Source organism: Streptomyces sp. NPDC001410, assembly GCF_042895235.1.
Taxonomy (GTDB): Bacteria; Actinomycetota; Actinomycetes; order Streptomycetales; family Streptomycetaceae; genus Streptomyces.
Genome location: NZ_JBIAWE010000025.1, coordinates 162,201 through 180,084, shown reverse-complemented (window position 1 = coordinate 180,084; position 17,884 = coordinate 162,201). Strand labels below are relative to the sequence as shown.

At 72.1% G+C, this 17,884-nt stretch carries 18 protein-coding genes; 10 read left to right on the top strand and 8 right to left on the bottom strand.

The annotated features are described in order from the left end of the window. Window positions 1-100: 100 nt before the first annotated feature. Window positions 101-325, bottom strand: coding sequence for a hypothetical protein (locus tag ACFY3C_RS40740; RefSeq protein WP_390774436.1), 225 nt, complete (start codon window positions 323-325; stop codon window positions 101-103). Window positions 326-428: 103 nt separating this feature from the next. Between ACFY3C_RS40740 and ACFY3C_RS40735 the strand changes: the two genes are divergently transcribed. Next, complete coding sequence (locus ACFY3C_RS40735) at window positions 429-1,553, top strand: MFS transporter (RefSeq protein WP_390774435.1); 1,125 nt, start codon at window positions 429-431, stop codon at window positions 1,551-1,553. 23 nt (window positions 1,554-1,576) lie between these two features. Here ACFY3C_RS40735 and ACFY3C_RS40730 read toward each other — a convergent pair whose 3' ends face one another. After that, complete coding sequence (locus ACFY3C_RS40730; protein ID WP_390774429.1) at window positions 1,577-2,950, bottom strand: ATP-binding protein; 1,374 nt, start codon at window positions 2,948-2,950, stop codon at window positions 1,577-1,579. Then, window positions 2,947-3,618: a response regulator transcription factor gene (locus ACFY3C_RS40725; protein WP_390774428.1), complete on the bottom strand. Its 672-nt coding sequence runs from the start codon at window positions 3,616-3,618 to the stop codon at window positions 2,947-2,949. The genes ACFY3C_RS40730 and ACFY3C_RS40725 overlap by 4 nt, the downstream gene beginning before the upstream one ends. Before the next feature lie 152 nt (window positions 3,619-3,770). Here ACFY3C_RS40725 and ACFY3C_RS40720 point away from each other — a divergent pair, with 152 nt between their 5' ends. The 3 genes from ACFY3C_RS40720 to ACFY3C_RS40710 are packed head-to-tail and all read left to right on the top strand — an operon-like array spanning window position 3,771 to window position 6,090. Further along, window positions 3,771-4,424: a DUF4956 domain-containing protein gene (locus ACFY3C_RS40720; RefSeq protein ID WP_386579392.1), complete on the top strand. Its 654-nt coding sequence runs from the start codon at window positions 3,771-3,773 to the stop codon at window positions 4,422-4,424. Further along, on the top strand, window positions 4,421-5,239 hold the full coding sequence (locus tag ACFY3C_RS40715) for a polyphosphate polymerase domain-containing protein (protein WP_390774427.1): 819 nt from the start codon (window positions 4,421-4,423) through the stop codon (window positions 5,237-5,239). Before ACFY3C_RS40720 ends, ACFY3C_RS40715 begins: the two co-directional genes overlap by 4 nt. Then, complete coding sequence (locus tag ACFY3C_RS40710; RefSeq protein ID WP_386579395.1) at window positions 5,236-6,090, top strand: phosphatase PAP2 family protein; 855 nt, start codon at window positions 5,236-5,238, stop codon at window positions 6,088-6,090. The genes ACFY3C_RS40715 and ACFY3C_RS40710 overlap by 4 nt, the downstream gene beginning before the upstream one ends. Before the next feature lie 24 nt (window positions 6,091-6,114). On the opposite strand, the gene ACFY3C_RS40705 is transcribed toward ACFY3C_RS40710, so the two are convergent. Together ACFY3C_RS40705 and ACFY3C_RS40700 are read right to left on the bottom strand one after the other, a co-directional pair. Further along, complete coding sequence (locus tag ACFY3C_RS40705) at window positions 6,115-6,354, bottom strand: SHOCT domain-containing protein (protein WP_390774426.1); 240 nt, start codon at window positions 6,352-6,354, stop codon at window positions 6,115-6,117. 108 nt (window positions 6,355-6,462) lie between these two features. Beyond that, window positions 6,463-7,200 (bottom strand): TetR/AcrR family transcriptional regulator, encoded by a 738-nt coding sequence (locus ACFY3C_RS40700; protein WP_390774425.1) that lies wholly within the window; start codon window positions 7,198-7,200, stop codon window positions 6,463-6,465. Between the two features lie 141 nt (window positions 7,201-7,341). Between ACFY3C_RS40700 and ACFY3C_RS40695 the strand changes: the two genes are divergently transcribed. From ACFY3C_RS40695 to ACFY3C_RS40685, 3 genes are read left to right on the top strand one after another with little or no spacing between them, the layout of a single operon-like run. After that, window positions 7,342-7,701 (top strand): darcynin family protein, encoded by a 360-nt coding sequence (locus ACFY3C_RS40695; RefSeq protein ID WP_390774434.1) that lies wholly within the window; start codon window positions 7,342-7,344, stop codon window positions 7,699-7,701. Further along, the gene (locus ACFY3C_RS40690; RefSeq protein ID WP_390774424.1) at window positions 7,691-8,074 is read left to right on the top strand and encodes a hypothetical protein; all 384 of its coding nucleotides are present in this window, start codon (window positions 7,691-7,693) and stop codon (window positions 8,072-8,074) included. The genes ACFY3C_RS40695 and ACFY3C_RS40690 overlap by 11 nt, the downstream gene beginning before the upstream one ends. Then, window positions 8,071-9,645, top strand: coding sequence for a multicopper oxidase family protein (locus tag ACFY3C_RS40685; protein WP_390774423.1), 1,575 nt, complete (start codon window positions 8,071-8,073; stop codon window positions 9,643-9,645). Before ACFY3C_RS40690 ends, ACFY3C_RS40685 begins: the two co-directional genes overlap by 4 nt. A 56-nt stretch (window positions 9,646-9,701) precedes the next feature. On the opposite strand, the gene ACFY3C_RS40680 is transcribed toward ACFY3C_RS40685, so the two are convergent. The 3 genes from ACFY3C_RS40680 to ACFY3C_RS40670 form a co-directional block, all read right to left on the bottom strand. Continuing rightward, entirely contained in the window at window positions 9,702-10,484 is a 783-nt protein-coding gene (locus ACFY3C_RS40680; RefSeq protein ID WP_390774433.1) for a response regulator transcription factor, read from the bottom strand. A 71-nt stretch (window positions 10,485-10,555) separates the two neighbouring features. Then, window positions 10,556-12,118: a sensor histidine kinase gene (locus ACFY3C_RS40675; RefSeq protein ID WP_390774422.1), complete on the bottom strand. Its 1,563-nt coding sequence runs from the start codon at window positions 12,116-12,118 to the stop codon at window positions 10,556-10,558. Beyond that, window positions 12,115-12,873 (bottom strand): response regulator transcription factor, encoded by a 759-nt coding sequence (locus ACFY3C_RS40670; RefSeq protein ID WP_390774421.1) that lies wholly within the window; start codon window positions 12,871-12,873, stop codon window positions 12,115-12,117. Before ACFY3C_RS40670 ends, ACFY3C_RS40675 begins: the two co-directional genes overlap by 4 nt. Window positions 12,874-13,331: 458 nt before the next feature. Here ACFY3C_RS40670 and ACFY3C_RS40665 point away from each other — a divergent pair, with 458 nt between their 5' ends. The 3 genes from ACFY3C_RS40665 (at window position 13,332) to ACFY3C_RS40655 (ending at window position 17,881) form a co-directional block, all read left to right on the top strand. After that, complete coding sequence (locus ACFY3C_RS40665; protein ID WP_390774420.1) at window positions 13,332-14,918, top strand: IucA/IucC family protein; 1,587 nt, start codon at window positions 13,332-13,334, stop codon at window positions 14,916-14,918. A gap of 75 nt (window positions 14,919-14,993) precedes the next feature. Further along, the gene (locus tag ACFY3C_RS40660; protein WP_390774419.1) at window positions 14,994-16,688 is read left to right on the top strand and encodes an IucA/IucC family protein; all 1,695 of its coding nucleotides are present in this window, start codon (window positions 14,994-14,996) and stop codon (window positions 16,686-16,688) included. After that, a complete protein-coding gene (locus tag ACFY3C_RS40655; protein WP_390774418.1) occupies window positions 16,685-17,881 on the top strand; it encodes a type III PLP-dependent enzyme in 1,197 nt (398 codons plus the stop codon). Before ACFY3C_RS40660 ends, ACFY3C_RS40655 begins: the two co-directional genes overlap by 4 nt. The last annotated feature ends 3 nt before the right edge of the window (window positions 17,882-17,884 follow it).

Here is a 17,884-nt window from a genome sequence, read left to right as displayed (position 1 = left end):
AGCCCGTACAAGACGGTTGAACTGGGCGGCGTTCCCATGACACCGGCCCAGGCCTACGCGGCGGCACGCACCAAGCCCGACTCCGACGACTGATCCACGGTCAGGGGCTGGCGACGTCGAAGCCGTACCGCAGCGGCTCGTCGTTCACGGCGTAGTCCCGGCGGTAGAGGTACACCGCTTCCGCGTGCACACCGGGCGGCGATGCCTCGATCTGGCAGGGGTGCGTCACCTGGATCACGCGCGGCCGCCCGGAGACCTTCATGCGTACTCCGTCCGCGGGCCCACCCTCGAGCACCGCGGTCTCCCAGCCGGTCACGTCGGTCATCTCCACGGGGAACATTTTAGGCCTTGCGCAAGTAACTCTCGGGGTGCAATTGGGTCTCGCTGCTACATTCGGCTTCGTGTCCGAGACCGCCCCGGCCCGGCGGATGTGGCCGCTGTACGCGGCCGGGTTCACCACCGCCTTCGGCGCGCACGGCATCGCCGCCAGCCTCGGCGGTGCATCCAAGGACGCGGTCACCTCCCTGCTGGTGCTGGGCGGGCTGCTCGCCCTCTACGACGGCGCCGAGGTGCTCCTCAAGCCGGTCTTCGGCACCCTCGCCGACCGCGTCGGCGCCCGCCCCGTGCTGCTCGGCGGGCTCATCGGCTTCGCCGTCGCGTCCGCGCTGTACGTCGTCGCGGACAGCCCCGGCTGGCTGTGGGCGGCCCGGTTCGGGCAGGGTGCCGCGGCCTCCGCCTTCTCGCCGTCCGCCTCCGCCCTGGTGGCCCGCCTCAACCCGGCCGCGGGGCACGGCCGCGCGTTCGGCAGTTACGGCTTCTACAAGTCCATCGGCTACACGCTCGGTCCGCTGCTCGGCGGTGTCCTGGTGTGGGCCGGAGGCCTGCGGCTGCTGTTCGCGGTCCTGGCGGTGCTCGGCGCGGCGGTCGCCGTCTGGGCCGCGCTCGCCGTGCCCGTCGTACCCCCGCTGCCCAAGGCCCGGCAGACGGTGCTGGACCTGGCCCGTCGGCTCGCCGACCCTGCGTTCCTCGCCCCGACCGGCGCGCTCGCCGCGGCGACCGCCGCCCTCTCGGTCGGTGTGGGCTTCCTGCCCGTCTCCGGCCGCGCCGCCGGACTGGGCACGGTGGCCACAGGGGCCGCGGTGTCGCTGCTCGCCGCCTGCGCCGCCGTGGTGCAGCCGCGCGCCGGGCGGGCCCTGGACGAAGGGCGCCTCACGACCCGGTCCGGTCTCGCCGTGGGACTCGCGGTCACCGCGGCCGGCCTGGTCTGCGCGATGCTGCCGGGACTGACCGGCATCCTCGTGGGCGCCACCCTGATCGGCCTCGGCACGGGCCTGATCACCCCGCTGGGCTTCGCCGCGCTGGCCTCCTCGACACCTCAGGAGCGGCTGGGCCAGACCATGGGCGCGGCGGAACTGGGCCGCGAACTCGGCGACGCGGGTGGGCCGTTGCTGGTAGCCGCGGTGGCTACCGGTGCCTCGCTGCCCTATGGCTTCGGTGCGCTGGGGATTGTCGTGGGGGCGGGGGCGGTGCTGGCGTTCGTCCGCCGGGGCTGAGGACGGCGTCCCGAAGGGGCGCTTCAGCAAGGCAGGTCGAGCGTCACCGTTGCCCCGTCCCCCGAGTTCTCCGCGCGCGCCGTGCCCCCGTGCGCCGCGGCCACCGCCTGCACGAAGGCGAGGCCCAGGCCGGATCCTTCGCCGGTGCGGCTCGCCTCGGCACGGGCGAAGCGGTCGAACGCCCGGGGCAGGAACTCGGGCGGGAAGCCTGGCCCCTCGTCCGTGACGGACAGCCGCAGCCTGCCCTCGTGGACAGCGGCGGTGAGGCGGACGTTCCCGTGTCCGTGGCGCAGGGCGTTGTCGAGGAGGTTGCCGATGGCGGGCACCAGCCAGCGGGCGTCGACGTCGACGGTGGTGTCCGCCGCGTCGGAGGTCAGACCGCGCCCGGCCCGCTCGGCGGTGCGCAGATGCGGGGCCACGGCGGTCCCGACCAGCTCGCTGAGCGGTACGGGCGCCCGGGTGACGTGATTGGTGCCGCCGAGTTCCTCCAGGTCCAGCAGGGCGTTGGAGAGATCGATCAGGCGCTGGACCTCGGCGTCCACGGAGCGCAGGGTCTCGGTGAGTTCCTCGGCCGGGCGGGGGCGGTGCAGCGCCACGTCGACCTCGGCCCGCAGCAGGGCCAGCGGGGTGCGCAGCTCATGGCTGGCGTCCGCGACGAACCGGCGCTCGCGGACGGCGGACGCCTCCAGCCGGTCGAGCATGCGGTTGAGGGTGTGCCCGAGGCGGGTGATCTCGTCGTCGCGGTCGGCGGGCACGTCCAGGCGCAGGTTCTGGGCGCCGTCGGCGAGGGTGGCCGCCGCGGTGCGGTAGCGCTCGACGGGGCGCAGCGCGGCGCGGGCGGTGCGGTAGCCGACGTACGAGGCGGCGATCAGGGTCAGTCCGGAGGCGAGGGCGAGCTGGGCGAGGAGTTCGCGCAGGGCCTCGTCGCGGTGGCCGCGCCGGACGGCGGCCACGACGATGCGCGTCTGTCCTTCGGCCCTGACGCGCTTGGCCTGCAGACGCAGCGTGTCCGGAGTGATCGGCAGCAGGGAGCCGATGTCACGTCGTACCGCGTGCCCGTGGGCCACCGAGTCGAGTTCGGCGGGGGTGAGCAGGGCCCGACGGCGCGCACCGGCACTGGCGTCGAGGACCCGGCCGCGCCGGTCGAGGACCTGGTGGAGGCTGCCGCTGGGGCCCGGCGGCGGTGGGGTGCCGGCGCGCACGGACCGGTCGAGGCTGTGCTGGTAGGCCGCCAGGTCGTCGTGCAGCTGCTGGTCGAGGGCGGTCTGGACCCGCCAGTACACCAGCCCGGCCGTTCCGGTCAGGACGAGGGACATGGTGACCGCGACGGCCAGCACGAGACGCGTGACGACGGGCAGCCGCCCGAACCATGCGTGCAGCCTGCCCCGCGGTTTCACCGGGCGGTCTCCAGGCGGTAGCCGCGCCCGCGCAGGGTCGTGATCGTCGTACGGTCGAAGGCGCGGTCGACCTTCGCGCGCACCTTGGAGACGTGGACGTCGATGGCGTTGCTGCGCAGGTCGGTCTCGCCGTCCCAGACCTCGTCCAGCAGCTGCAGGCGGGACACCACCCGCCCGGCGTTCTCCATCAGGACCCGCAGGACGGCGAACTCGCGCCGGGACAGATCCAGCTCGGTGTCCGCCCGCCAGGCCCGCTGCTGCTCCGGGTCGAGGACGAGGTCGCCTATCTGCAGCCGCCCGGAGCACTCGGGGCGGCGCCGGGACATCGCGCGCAGCCGGGCCAGCAGTTCCTCCATGGCGAACGGCTTGACCATGTAGTCGTCGGCGCCGGCGTCGAGACCGGCCACCCGCTCGCTGATCGCACCGCGCGCGGTGAGCAGGATCACGGGCACGTCGACGCCCTCGCCGCGCAGCGTGCGGCAGATCTCGACCCCGTCCATGCCCGGCAGCATCACGTCCAGGACGATCCCGTCCAGGCGGGGGTCACGGGCGGCGGCCAGGCCGGAGGGGCCGTCGTAGCGGCCCTCGGCGGTGTGTCCGGACTCGGTGAGGTAGCGGACGACGAGGTCGGTGAGGCGGGTCTCGTCGTCGACGACCAGGTAGTGCATGCCGGCCAGGCTAACCGCCCGCGCCCCCGGATCGGGCCGCCCGGAAGCTTCATGGTCTGTTCATGTGACATCCCTACCGTCCTTCAGGTCGCGGTGCTCCGCGGACCGCGACCGGTCCGCCGTCCGACGTGCCGGGACGGAAAGGGACAGCCATGGACGCACTGGTGCTCGCCGCCAAGGGCATCACCCACCACATCGCACCCACCGACCTCACCACGCGCGGCGGCCTCGACATCATCGCCCTGCTGATCCTGGTCGGCTGGCTGTACCGGCGCCGCCCCAGCGCGCCGGCGATGCCGCTGGTCCTGGTCGCGCTGAACGTGGGTCTTTTCGCGGCGATGAGTGCGATCAGCGCGGGCAAGTTCCCGGCCGGGGTCGGCTTCGGCCTGTTCGGCATCCTCTCCCTGGTCCGCCTGCGCAGCGCCGCCTTCACCCTGCGCGACGTCGCCTACACCTTCGTCAGCCTGGTCATAGCCCTGTGCGCCGGACTGCCGGAGCGCGACACCTGGCTGGTCATCGCGGTGGACGTGGTGGTGCTGGTGGCGGTGCTGCTGGTGGACGATCCCCGCGCCTACCAGCCGCCGACCCGCACGGTGAAGCTGACCCTGGACCGCGTCTACGACGACCCCTCCGTGATCGCCGCCGACGTTGCGTTCCGCTTCGGCCAGGCACCGCTGTCGGTGGCCGTCGACGAGGTGGACTACGTCCGCGAGACCACCCGGGTCTCCGCCCGCTACCCCGCCGTACCGGGCGAGTCCGCCGACGCCGAGGACGCCGGGCCGCGCGAGCAGGTGACCGTCTCATGACCCCGGCCTCGCCCCTTGCCGCCGGCCTCGGCCTGTCCGCACTGCGCGGCGCCACGCTCGCCGAGGTCGACGCGGCGGCCGCACTCCAGCACCGCACCGACCGCAAGTACCTGATCCCGCTCGACCGCGCACGCCTCCTCGTCGACGGGCTGGCCGACAGCCACCATGTCCTCGACCTGGCCGGCCGCCGTACGACGAGCTACCTCAGCACCTACTTCGACACCGAGCGGCTCGGCGCCTGGCGGGCCCATGTGCAGCGGCGCCGCCGGCGCTGGAAGGTCCGCACCCGCCTGTACGCGGAGGACGGGCTGTGCCGGGTGGAGGTGAAGACGAAGGACGGGCGAGGCGCCACGGTCAAGCACGCCCTCAAGGCCCCCACCCACGCCTACGGCCGGCTGGACGACTCAGCGGCCGAGTTCATCGACGACGTACTGCGTCGGGCGGCCGTCCCCGTCACCTCCGCGGCACTGTCCCCCGCCGTGGAGATCCGCTACGTCCGCGCGGCCCTCGCCGACCTGGACCACGGGACGCGCGTCACCCTCGACGGCGCCCTCACCTGCCACCACGGGGAGCGCACCGCAGGCCTCGACCCGGGTCACGTCCTCGTCGAGACCAAGGGCGGCACCCGCCCCGCCCCCGCGGACCGCCTCCTGCTGCGCCTGGGCGCCCGGCCCGTCTCCCTCAGCAAGTACATCGTCGGCCAGTCGCTGCTCACGCCGGGCCTGCCCGACAACGACGTACGCCGACTCGCCCGCGCGCACTTCACCGCCGAGGCCCCTCCCGCACCGCTCCTCGAAAGGACCCCCGCCGCATGAAGGCCCTGCGCATCAAATGGCAGTACGCGGTCATCGCGCTGCTCGCCGTGTCCGCCGCCACTTTCGGCCTGCTGCGACCGCAGGTGCTGCCCACGGCCTCCTCGACGAAGCAGCAGAAGCTCTCGGCGACCGACCGCATCAGGCAGAACCCGCCGCCGGCCCTCTTCACGGACGCCGAGATCACCCCGATCGGCAAGCAGGCCGACGCCCAGCGCAAGAAGGCCGACGCCCTCTTCGCCCAGTGGAAGAAGGCGCACGGCACCACCCGCGACGACAAGGCGTTCGCCGCCTGGGCCGCCCGGCAGGTCCCCGCACCGCCCACGGCGAAGGACCGCACCGCCGAACTCCACCAGGTCCAGGCCCTCGCCAAGACCCGTACGGCCGCCGGGAAGAAGGCGGCCACCTGGCTGGAGCTGAACGGCAAGAAGGACGTCTGGAAGCTCTACCTGCACGACCAGCGCGAGCTGATCCCGGCCGCGCAGGGCACGGCGGAGAAGGCCGAACTCAAGGCCGCCCTCAAGCTGGCCAAGACCGTCAGCGACCAGCTCGCCGCCCGCGACAAGCAGCCGGCCCCGTTCGTCCTGGACCCGACCCTCCGCCCGGAGAAGCACATCAAGCCCGGCGCCAAGGGCCCGTACTCCTACCCCTCCCGGCACGCCGCCCGCGCCGCCGCAGCCGTCACCTTCCTCAGCGCGCTCTCCCCGCACCGGGCCGAGGACTACCGGTGGATGCAGGACGAGGTCCTCTACTCCCGCCTCTACATGGCCGGCCACGTCGCCGGCGACCTGACCGCCGGAACCCTCCTCGGCGACCTGATCGGCGACTACGCACTCATGGTCAGCGGCCACTGACCCACGCCCACCGCCTCGCCGCACTCACTGGGGCTTCGGCCTGTGGGCGGCGAGGCGTTCGCGTGCCTCGGTATAGGTGGCCGCGTCGATCTCACCGGAGGCGAAGCGCCGGTCGAGGATCTCCTCGGGTGTCTCCCGCGGCGGCCACCCCGGAGCCGACCCCGGACCCGGAGCCTGCCCGCCGTCCCGCCCCGTCGAGTGCTGCGTGAGCCGGACCACCGCCCACACGACGAGACCGAGCAGCACGATCCACACGATGGGCATGAAGGCCATCCAGGCCCAGCCACCGCCATGCCAGTACCACACTGTGCCCACCTCCCGGGGAGGCTCTCTCTTCCTACTGTCCCTCGCCCTGCTGCTCCCCGCAGCGGGTCACATGCCTCCCAGCAGCGCCAGGATTTCGCGCAGGGTCTGCTCGAACACCGGCTCGGGGTCGGTCAGCGCGAAGGCCAGGTGCCCGAACGCCTCCATCGACACCATGCCGTACAGGCGGGACCATGCGAGGACGAAGACGTACAGCGCCTCCAGGGGCGGCTCCGAGCCGACGTGCTCGCGGACCTCCTCCAGCTGCGTGAGCCACTCCGGGTCGAGGGTGCCGGGCTGCGGCAGCGGCAGGGTGCCGGCCCGCCAGAACTCCATCATCAGGCCCACGAACACGCCGCCGAAGCGCCAGCTGGCCGCGTGGCAGGGGTCGCCGGGCGCGCAGTCCGCGTCGGACATGGGCTTGCTGAAGATGAGCGTGAACTCGGGCTTGTGGTGCAGCGCCCAGGTGCGCAGGGCGCGGGCGACCGCGGTGAACCGGCCCCGCGGCGACTGGTCGGCGGCCTGGTCGCGGGCGCTGGACAGGTCGGCGGTGAGTTCGTCGTAGAGGAACGCGGTCAGCGCCTGTACGAGTTCGCGGTGGTCGGCGTAGTAGCGGTACAGGCCGGGTGCGGTCATGCCCATCTCGCGGGCGATGGCGCGCAGTGACACGGCGCCGGGGCCCTCGTCCACCAGCAGCTGCCGGGCGCAGCGCAGGATCTCCGACTTCATCTCGGCACGCTGGCGCTCGCGCGACTCCTCGCGCTGCCGCGCCCGCCGGGTCGACGGTGGGGCGCTGTGGCTGCTCACGGCTGGTGCCTCCTGCTGTCGTGCGGCTCCGCCGACCGGTCCGCGCTTGACAATGTTAACGCCCATCGCGTCTAGTAAACGGCGTAAGTAAACGCTGTAAGCACACGGTGTAAGCAACCTCCTGGAGCCGTCGTGAAGAGCATGATCATCCTGACCTACACCGTCACCCCGGCCTGGCTGGCGCTTCCCCGCGAGGAGCGCGGCGCGATGGAGGCGGCCCACATCGTCCCGGTGTTCGCCAAGTACGCCGACCGGGTCTCGGCCCGCTTCTTCGACGCCGAGGCGTTCCACACCGCGTTCTCCGACTTCGCCCTGCTGGAGACCGAGGACCTCCAGGCGTACTACTTCCTCATCGAGGAACTGCGCGACTCGCCGCTCATCGCCCAGGGCTACCTGGTCGTGAACGACATCTTCATGGGCGTCGAGGACGGCTTCCGGGCGTTCGAGGCGCAGGCCGGTACCGGCGGGGACGGGCAGGGCAAGGTGACCGATGTCCCGTAACCGGCCTCTCACCCTGCTGCGCACCTCCTCGCTGCTGTTCCTGTTCTTCACCCTGCTCCAGGCGGCCCTGGCCGGCCTGTTCATCACCGGTGACGTCCGCTTCCTCGACCTGCACGCGGCCAACGCGCAGGTTCTCGCCACGCTCTCCCTCGTCGAAGCCGTGGCCGCCCTGCTGGTGTGGCGCTCGACGAGGGGACCGGCGTGGCCGTTCGCGCTCGCGGTCGGACTGGTCGTGCTCGTCGGCGCGCAGATGGGCCTGGGCGCCGCCCGGATGCTGGGCGGCCATGTCCCGCTGGCACTCGGGGTGTTCGGCGCCGGCGTGGCGCTGGCCTGCTGGGCCTGCACGTACAAGCACGAGGAGGACCGCGGGTGACCTCGCGTCGACGATTCCTGGGGGTCACGGCCGGCGTCACGGCCGGCCTCGCCCTGCCCGTCGGAGCGGCGGCGTACGAGAAGTGGTCGGGTGAACGGACCGGAACGGTCCTGTCCAGCAGGATCCGCCCGCCCCGGCAGTTCGCCGTGCCCCTGCCCGTACCGCCGCGCGCCCGCCCGACCCGCACCACGGGCGGAACGGATCAGTACGAGATCACCCAGCGCCACGGCGCCGTCGAGATCATCCCTGGTCTGAGGACGGCCGTCTGGGGCTACGACGGCATCTTCCCCGGCCCCACCTTCACCGCCCGTTCGGGCCGCAGGACGCGGGTCCGGGTCCTCAACAAGCTGTCCGTGCCCACCTCGCTGCACCTGCACGGCGGCGTCACCCCGCCGCACTCCGACGGCTACCCGACCGACGTGCTGGTGCCCGTGCGGTGCGGCGCCGAGTTCAGGACGCGGGGCATGACGCACGGCATGGGCCGCATGCACGCCCCCGCCCCCGACTGGACGGTCTCGGAGGGCTACAAGACCTACGAGTACCCGATGAACCAGCGCGCCGCGACGCTCTGGTACCACGATCACCGCATGGACTTCAGCGCCCCGCAGGTCTGGCGCGGTCTCGCCGGGATGTTCCTCGTCCACGACCACGAGGAGGACGCCCTGCCGCTGCCCGGCGGCGAGCGGGACATCCCCCTGATGATCTGCGACCGCTCCTTCGAGAAGGACGGCTCCTTCCGCTACCCGGGCCACTCGCCGACCTGCACCGGCACCCCCGGCGTCGAGGACGCCTACATGGACGGCGTCCTCGGCGACGTACAGCTGGTGAACGGTGCCCCCTGGCCCGAGGCCGAGGTCTCCGCGAACCGGCACCGTCTGCGGCTGCTGAACGCCTCCAACGCCCGCCGCTACCACCTGGTCCTGCGCCGGGAGGACGGCGGCACGCTCCCCTTCGTGCAGATCGGAGGCGACGGCGGCCTGCTGGCCGCCCCCCAGTCGCTGAACGGCATCCCCATGGCGCCGGGCGAACGCTTCGACGTGGTCGTGGACTTCACCGACTGCCCGGTGGGCAGCCACGTCACTCTGGGCAACACCCTGGCGGACGGCCGTATGTGCCAGGTCATGCGCTTCCGCGTCGCTCGCAAGGAGAAGGACACCAGCCACGTCCCCGCCCGCCTCTCCCGGTACGCCGCCCTGCACCCGGCGTCGGCCGTCGCCACCCGGCACTTCGACTTCCGCCGCTCCGACGACGCGTGGACCATCAACGGCCGCCCCTTCAGCACCTCGGAGATCCTGGCCCGGCCGCGCCTGGACACCGTCGAACGCTGGCGTTTCACCAGCGACTTCCACCACCCCGTGCATCTTCACCTGGCCCACTTCCAGGTCCTGTCCCGCGGCGGACGCGCGCCCGAACCCACCGACGCCGGCTGGAAGGACACGGTCGACGTCCGCCCGTACGAGGTCGTGGACGTACTGGTCCGCTTCCGCGGCCACCGCGGCCGGTACATGCTGCACTGCCACAACCTGGAGCACGAGGACATGGCGATGATGGCGAACTTCCAGGTGATCTGAGCGGCTGCGGCCCAGGACCGTCCCGCGCGCACCGCATACGGGCGCGGCGGGGCCGTTCAGGCGTACGTGCTGTCGCCGGGGACGGTGAGCCGGAAGCCGATACCGCGGACGGTGGCGATCCAGGCAGGGTCGCCGAGCTTGCGGCGCAGCGCCGACACATGCACGTCGAGTGTGCGCGTGGGGCCGAAGTAGTTCGGGTCCCACACCGCGTCGAGGATCTGCTGGCGGGAGTGCACGGCCCCAGGATCGCCGGCTAGTTGGGCCAGGAGATCGAACTCCTTCGGTGTGAGGGTGAGCGGGCGGCTGTCGATGGTGACGCCCCTGGTCCGTCGGTTGATGGTCAGCGGGCCGAGGCGCTGGACGCCACGCTCCTCGGGGAGTTGCGCGTGCGGGGAGCCCTGACGGGGCACTCCGGTCGTGGCGGTGGCGGTGGCGGTGGCGGTGGCGGTGGCGGTGTCGGTGTCCATGTTCGGCGGGGCGTGCCTCTCGGGGTGGGTGCGGCGGGTGACGGCTCGGATGCGGGCCACCAACTCCCGTACGCCGAAAGGCTTGGACAGGTAGTCGTCCGCTCCGATCTCCAGGCCGACGACGCGGTCCGCCTCCTCGCTCCGTGCGGTGATCATGATGATGGGGACCGCGGAGCGGGCACGCAGGGCCCGGCAGACGTCGATGCCGTCCATGTCGGGCAGTCCGAGGTCCAGCAGGACGAGGTCGGCGGGGGAGGCCGACAGAGCCGAGGCCCCGGATCTCACGTGGTCGACGGCGAAGCCGTAGCGGTCCAGCCCTTCCATGATTGGGCCGGCGATCCGGTCGTCGTCCTCGACGAGGAGGAGTCGCATGGTCTCCGGCAGAGGTTCGGCCGGGACGACCTGCTCGCCCCCTGCGGTGCACGAGGGATCGGTGTTCGTCGTCATGGGTGTGTCCGTGATCGTTCGTGGTGCGTGGAAACATTCGGACCGGGCGTGCGGTGGGGCGGCGTCCACTGCTGCCAGTCGAATACGGCGAGCGGATGTCCGGTGGGCACGGGCGGCACCTCGTCCTGTCTTCCCCACATCGCCGACCGGCCGCGCCGCGGATGGACGGTGCGGTGCGCGCCGGCGGTCCTGAGGCGGACAACGGCATCGAGCCCCCCGCCGGAAGCGGCCTGCAAGGTCACCTCGCCGCCCGAGGCACGGGCCAGCTGCTGCACGATGGGCAGGCCGAGCCCGGTGCCTTCGTGGTCGGCGTCGTTCGCCCGCCAGAAGCGGTCGAAGGCACGTCGCCGCTGTTCCTCGTTCATGCCCGGACCCTGGTCGGTCACGTGTAGTTCGACGGTGCCGGGCGCACCGGCCGCCCAGGCGGTGGCCAGGGTGATGGTGGTTTCGGGCGGCGAGACCCGCAGCGCGTTGGAGAGCAGATTGTCGATGATCTGCTCCAGGGCGTCCGGGATGGCCCACACCCGGCCGACCCGCGGCCCGGTCACGACTATGTCCACGTAGTGCTCGCCGGCGAAGGCGGCCCACACGGCCGCGCGGTCGGCGATGACGGCGTCCAGGTCGGTGGCCTCCGGTGTGGTCGCCGCGTTCTCCAGCCGGGCCAGGGCAAGCAGCCCGTGCACCATGCGACTGAGCCGCTCCACCTCGCCCACCGCCGCGTCGAGGCTGGGCTGTGCCCGTGGGTCGAGGTAGGGCTCGAAGTTCTCCAGTCGCAGCCGCAGCGCGGTCAGCGGGGTCTTCAGCTGGTGGGACGCCTCCGAGGCGAAGGCGTGCTGGGCTTTGAGCAGATGCTGCAGCCGGGTCGCGGTGCGGACGAAGCTGGAGGCCAGGCGCCGCAGTTCGGGGGGCCCGAGATCGGTGGCGGGCAGGTCCTTCAGAGTGCCGTCGGCGAGCTGTGTCGTGGCGTGCTCCAGCGCCCGCACCGGGCGGGTGATCCAGCGGGCCAGCGCGAGAGCTATCAGTGCGACGGCCGCCAGCACCCCGAGCCCCACGGCCGCCAGTGCCAGCCAGGCGTCATGGACCTTGGACGTCACCGCGGTGAGGGGAAAGGACGCCCGTACGACGCAGCGGACCGTGCTGCCCGAGGCGCCCGGCACCGTGGCGAGGAAGACGTCCTCGCCCAGGGCCGGGTCCTGCCGGGTTCCGGACCTGGACCGGTTGGCCAGAGCGGTCGCGATGTCCGGCTGCGCGGACAGGTCCGTACCGGTGGCCACCGCGCCGCGTGAGTCGGCGAGCAGTCTTCCTCTGCTGTCCACGACGAGGACATGGCTGCCGGTGCGCCGCGCGAAGCCCGCCACCACCTCGGGGACGTCGGTGACGGCCCGCCGCCGCTCGACCTTCTCCTCCAGCACCTCGGCGAGCATGACCGCGGCCTGCTGCCCGTTGCCGGTGAAGCGGGACAGCTCCCCACGGGCGTAGACGTAGCCGAACGGCACTTCCAGGCACAGCAGCACCAGCAGGGTGAGGCTGAGATAGCTGAGCAGGAGGCGGCGGGTCACCGGTCACCTCCTAGGACGTTCTCCTCGACCTGCCCGGCGGCTGCGGCTGTGGCTTCGCCGGGTGGCGTGAGCCGGAAGCCTACGCCGCGGATGTTGTCGATCCAGGCGGGATCGCCGAGTTTGCGGCGAAGTGCGGCGACATGGACGTCCAGGGTCTTGGTGGGGCCGAAGTAGTTCGGTTCCCACACGGCGTCCAGGATCTGCTGTCGTGTGCGGACGGCGCCGGGATCGTCGGCGAGGTAGACGAGCAGGTCGAACTCCTTGGGGGAGAGGGCGACGCAGGTCCGGTGCAGCTGGACCTGGCGGCCCCGCCGGTCGATGGCCAGCGGACCGATCTGCTGGGCCACCGGATCAGGACGGCCGCCTCCCGAAGCGGCACCGGACGAAGCCGGCCCGGCTGCGGCGGGTCCGGCACGCCGGAGGACGGCGCGGATCCGTGCGACCAGTTCCCGCACTCCGAACGGTTTGGACAGGTAGTCGTCGGCCCCCAGCTCCAGACCGAGCACCCGGTCGACCTCGTCGCTTCTCGCGCTGATCATGATGATGGGCACCTGGGAGCGCAGTCTGAGCGTCCGGCAGACATCGATGCCGTCCATGTCGGGCAGTCCCAGATCCAACAGCACCATCTCCGGTTCCGCCGCGGCGAGTCCGTCGGCGCCGGTACGAGCGTGCTCGACGGTGAACCCGAAACGGCTGAGGCCCTCCATCAGCGGGCCGGCGACCCGTTCGTCGTCCTCGATCAGTAAGAGGCGCATGAATTACTTTCGGCGAACCTGAACAACCGTATTCCTTTTCCTTACCGTCTCCTGCCTGTCATTGACCCTATGAGCCCAGCTACAGCAAAACGTCAGCGAAATGCCAGCACCAGGCAAGCAGACTGTTAAGAAAGTACAGCGCGGGCTTCGGTGCCCGGCAGCCGCTTCAGCAACCGCTTCCCGGCCAAGCCGCAGCCCGGCGCGTCCGCTCCGTTCGCCGAGGCGGCGAACACGGGACATGCGGCCACTTGTCCGCCGACAGTTCCATTTTTTGGGTACGGCGGAGCGGAGGGAATGCTGGATCGATTCTGGGGTCGGCCTTCCTTTTCTCTGGCGATCGGTTAACTAACGATCCCGTAACGTTGTCGGCAGTTGATCGCGGACGGCGCTCGCATTCGCGCTTTCTTTTCGCCTCCGCGGCCTCCCCCTTGCTTTCCTATGCCACGGGACGGTGAAACATGCCGTACAGCAGCACGATCGACGAACTGCGCCGCGTGCGCCCCGATCTGGTCGAGCCCTTCAGGGCCGCGCTCCCCGGTGCGCGTGCCACGGTGCTCGGCCGGCTCTGGGGCGCATGCGCCCGCGAACCCCTTCCGGGTATCGCCGACCGCAACCATGAGGCCGACGCTCTCGTCATCCGCCTCAGGGGCGGTGGGCGGCTCACAGGCCCGGCCTCCGCGGCCGAACGATTCGCCCCGATCCCTGCCGACTTCACCGTGCAGGGCCCCGACGGCCCGATCGACGAGCCGACCCGGCTGCTCTTCGCCCTCGGAGCCCGCACCGAGGCCGCGTCACGGCTGGCCGCCGAACTGGACAACAGCATCGCCAACCTGGCCCTGGCCCGCGCGGCGAACCACGAGCCGCACGAGGTACGGGACTCCGCCGACGCCGAACAGGCCGTGGTCGACGGCCACCCGCAGCACCCCTGCTGCCGCACGCGCACCGGACTGTCCGTCGCCGAAGTCCTCGCCTACGCGCCCGAGCACCACCCCGTCATCGAGCTGGCGCTCGTCGCCGTACCGGCCGACCGCTGGCAGGCCACCGGCGAGTGGCCGCAGGAACTGCGCGACGGCGACACCTTCCTGATGCCGATACACCCCTGGCAGCGCGACCACGTACTCGCGCACCAGCCCGGCCTCGCGGTCGTCGACCGTACGATCGCCGCCCGCCCGCTGCTGTCGATGCGGACCATGTCCCCCGTCGACGCCCTGCCCGGCTGCCACATCAAGACGGCGCTGGACGTGCAGGTCACCAACTACCGGCGCACCATCTCCCCGGCCGAGGTGGCCGACGGAGCCCCGCTGTCCGAGCTGGTCACCGCCGTCGTCGACAAGGCCGGCCACGGCGAGAACCTGCGCATCCTGCGCGAACTCGCCGGCGGCGCCATCCGCGTGGACGGCAGGCCCTCGGCGAGCCTGGCGGCGATGATCCGTGAGGCCGGTGAGCGGCACCTCGGGCCGGAGGAGATCGCCGTCCCGCTCACGGCCGTCCACGCCACCGGGGCCCGCATGGTGAGCGGCGACCCGGTCACCTGGCTGGCGGAGTTCGCAGAACTCGTCCTGCCGCCCGCGCTGACGCTGTTGTCCATGGGCGTGGCGCTGGAAGCCCACGGCCAGAACACGCTCGTCGCGCTGCGCGACGGACGCCCGGTGCGGGTGCTCTACCGCGACCTGGACGGTGTGCGCATCCACCCGGACCGGCTCGCCGGCCACGGCTTTTCGCTCCCGCCGCTGGCCGGCACCCGCGCCGGGAACGACGAGTCGGCGCTGCGCACCAAGCTGTTCGGCGGTCTGCTCAGCGGCGTCTTCAGCGAGCTGGTCTCCGTGTTGTCGCGGACGCGGGGCGCCGACCCCGAGCAACTGTGGGCAGCGGTGGCCGCCGTGAGCCGCCGCGTCTACGCCGACCTTCCCGACGCGGCCGGAGACCGGGAGGTGTTCTTCGGCGACACGCTGCCGCTGAAGGCGACCATCGCGATGCGCCTGGCCGAAGCCTCCGGTGTCGCCCAGTGGACTCCCGTCCCCAACCCCCTGGCCCGCCACCGCTGACAGCCCTGCTCCCGACTTGCCGGGCCCGGCCGGCCTCCCCGCACCTCATCCTTGCACCGACTGGAGTCCTCCCGCATGACCGTCCCCAGCACCACCGGCGCCGTTCTCGCCACCGCCGACAGTCCCGCCCAGTTCGCCGACGCCGTCACCGCCCACACCCTGCTCAACTGCCTGATCCGCGAGGTCTCCGCGCCCGAACGACAGGTCACCGTCGACCAGGACCACCTGCTGCTGCGGCTGCCCCACCGCGACATCCTGCTCCGCGTCCCCCTGCGCCGCGTCTCCCTGATCGGCGCGCACCGCTTCGACGGCCCGCCCAAGCGGTACGACGGCGGGGACTGGACCGCGATCGGGTGGCGCCAGCTCGCCGGATACATCCAGGACGAACTGGAACTGCGCACCGGCGTCGCCAACGACGAGTTCCTGGCCCAGGTCGCCGACAGCCGGCACACCATCCACACCGTCCTGGAGCAGCGCGCCACGGCGGCCCTGCCCGAGGACCCGTACCTGGAGTCCGAGCAGTCCCTGGTCTTCGGTCACCGCTTCCACCCCTCGCCCAAGTCGCGCACCGGCGACCCCGAGGACTGGCTGGACTACGGCCCGGAGACAGGCACCCGGTTCCCGCTGCGCCACCTCGCCGTCCACCGGCGTCTGGTGCGCGAGGAAGGCGACCTGAGCAGGCTCGACGCGCTTCATCCGTACGGGCGAAGGGACTACGTGACCCTGCCGGTGCACCCGTGGCAGTACCGGATGCTCGGCGACCATCCCGCCCTGCGCGAGGCCCTGGCCGCGGGCTCGATCGTCGACACGGGCGTCGTGGGCCCGGACTTCGCCCCCACGGCCTCGGTGCGGACCCTGTACCAGCCGGACGCCGACACGTTCCTGAAGTTCAGCCTCAACGTCCGCCTGACCAACTGTGTCCGCAAGAACGCCGCGTACGAGCTGTCCGGTGCCGTGGCCCTCAACCGGCTGCTGCGCCCCGTCTTCGCCGAGATCGGCCGGGCCCATGCCGGAACCTCGTTGCTCGCCGAGCCGGGTTACCGCACCCTCGCCCTCGACGACGACCTCGCCCTCGTGGAGGGCTTCGGCGTCATCGTCCGCACCGGCCTGCGCGAGCACCTGCGCCCCGGCGTGACCCCGCTGCTGGCCGCCGCGATCGCCGACGAGCACCCCACCAGCTCAGCCCACGTCTCCCGCCTGCTGGCCCGCGGTGACGGCGATGCGCTCGCCTGGTGGGACGCCTATCTCGGCCTGCTGCTGCCGCCCGTCCTGACCGCCTACTTCGAGCACGGCATCGTCCTCGAACCCCACCTTCAGAACGTCGTCGTGGGAGTGCGCGAGGACGGCACCCCCGCCCAGGTGATCTTCCGTGACCTGGAGGGAACCAAGCTCGTCCCCGAACACCACCGCCAGTTCCTCGCCGCCCTGCCCACGGACGTGCGCACGCCGATGACGTACGACGCCGAGCGCGGCTGGAACCGGGTGGCCTACTGCCTCCTGGTCAACCACACCGCCGAGGTCCTCGCCGCCCTCGCCGACACCGACCCCGCCCTGGAACCCGCCCTGTGGGGCCTGGTCCGCGACCACCTCGACGCCTACTCCCGCAGCGCGGGCGAGCCGCCCCGGCTGCGCGCCCTGCTCTCGGGCGTCCCGCTGCCCGCCAAGGCCAACCTGCTGCTGCGCTGGTCCCGGCAGGCCGACCGGCACGCAGGCTACGTTCCCCTGCCCAGCCCGCTGGGCGAGGGCTTCCCCCGCGAGGTGACCCGATGAGGCAGCAACTCCTCCAGTACGTCGCCGAGCTGAGCGCGGAAGACCTCCCCGCCTACGTCTACGACCTCCAGGACCTGCGCGAGCACGCGGCTGCCGTCCGCGCCGCCCTTCCCGAACGCGTCCAGCTCCTCTACGCCGCCAAGGCCAACTCCGACCCCCGGCTCCTGGACGTCCTGCGCGACCACGTCGACGGCTTTGAGGTCGCCTCCGGCGGCGAACTCCACCACGTCCAGTTCACCTGCCCCGGTACGCCGATCGCCTTCGGCGGCCCCGGCAAGACACCCGCCGAACTCGAACAGGCCCTCCAGGCCGGAGTGGACCGCCTGCACATCGAGAGCGAACAAGAACTCCACCTGCTGACCGGCCTGCTCGGTGAGCGCACCGTGGACGTCCTGCTCCGGGTCAACCTCCCGATCGCCCTCGGCCCGGTGGCCCTCGCCATGGGCGGCCGGCCCAGCCCGTTCGGCCTGGACCCCGGCCACCTCGACCACTGCCTCGCCCTCATCGCCGACGACCCCCGCATCCGGCTGCGCGGCATCCACGTCCACCTCGCCAGCGGCCTCGATGCCGCCGCACACCTCGACCTCGCCGGGCAGGTCCTGACCTGGGCGAGGGAGTGGGCCGACCAGCACGGCGTGGAGCTGAGCGAGGTCAACCTCGGCGGTGGCATGGAGGTCGACTACGCCGACCCCGAGCGGCGCTTCGACTGGGCGGCCTTCGGCGCCGGCCTGCGCCGCCTGCTGGAGGGCCATCCCGGCCTGACCCTGCGCATCGAACCGGGCCGCTCGGTCACCGTGTACTGCGGCTGGTACGTCACCGAGGTCCTCGACATCAAACGCAGCCACGGCCGCGCCTTCGCCGTCCTGCGCGGCGGCACCCATCACCTGCGCACGCCGGCCACCAAACAGCACAACCAGCCGTTCACCGTCATCCCCGCCGACACCTGGGACCGGCCCTGGAAGCGCCCCGAAGCCGAGGACGAACTCGTCACGCTGGTCGGGCAGTTGTGCACACCGAAGGACGTACTGGCCCGCAGCGTGCACGCAGGGCGGCTGCGCGTCGGCGACAGGATCGCCTTCGCCCTGGCCGGGGCGTACGCCTGGAACATCTCCCACCACGATTTCCTGATGCACCCCGCGCCGCAGTTCCATCACCTCGACCACGCTCCCGTCCCCGCCGGACCCCTCTCGTAGCAG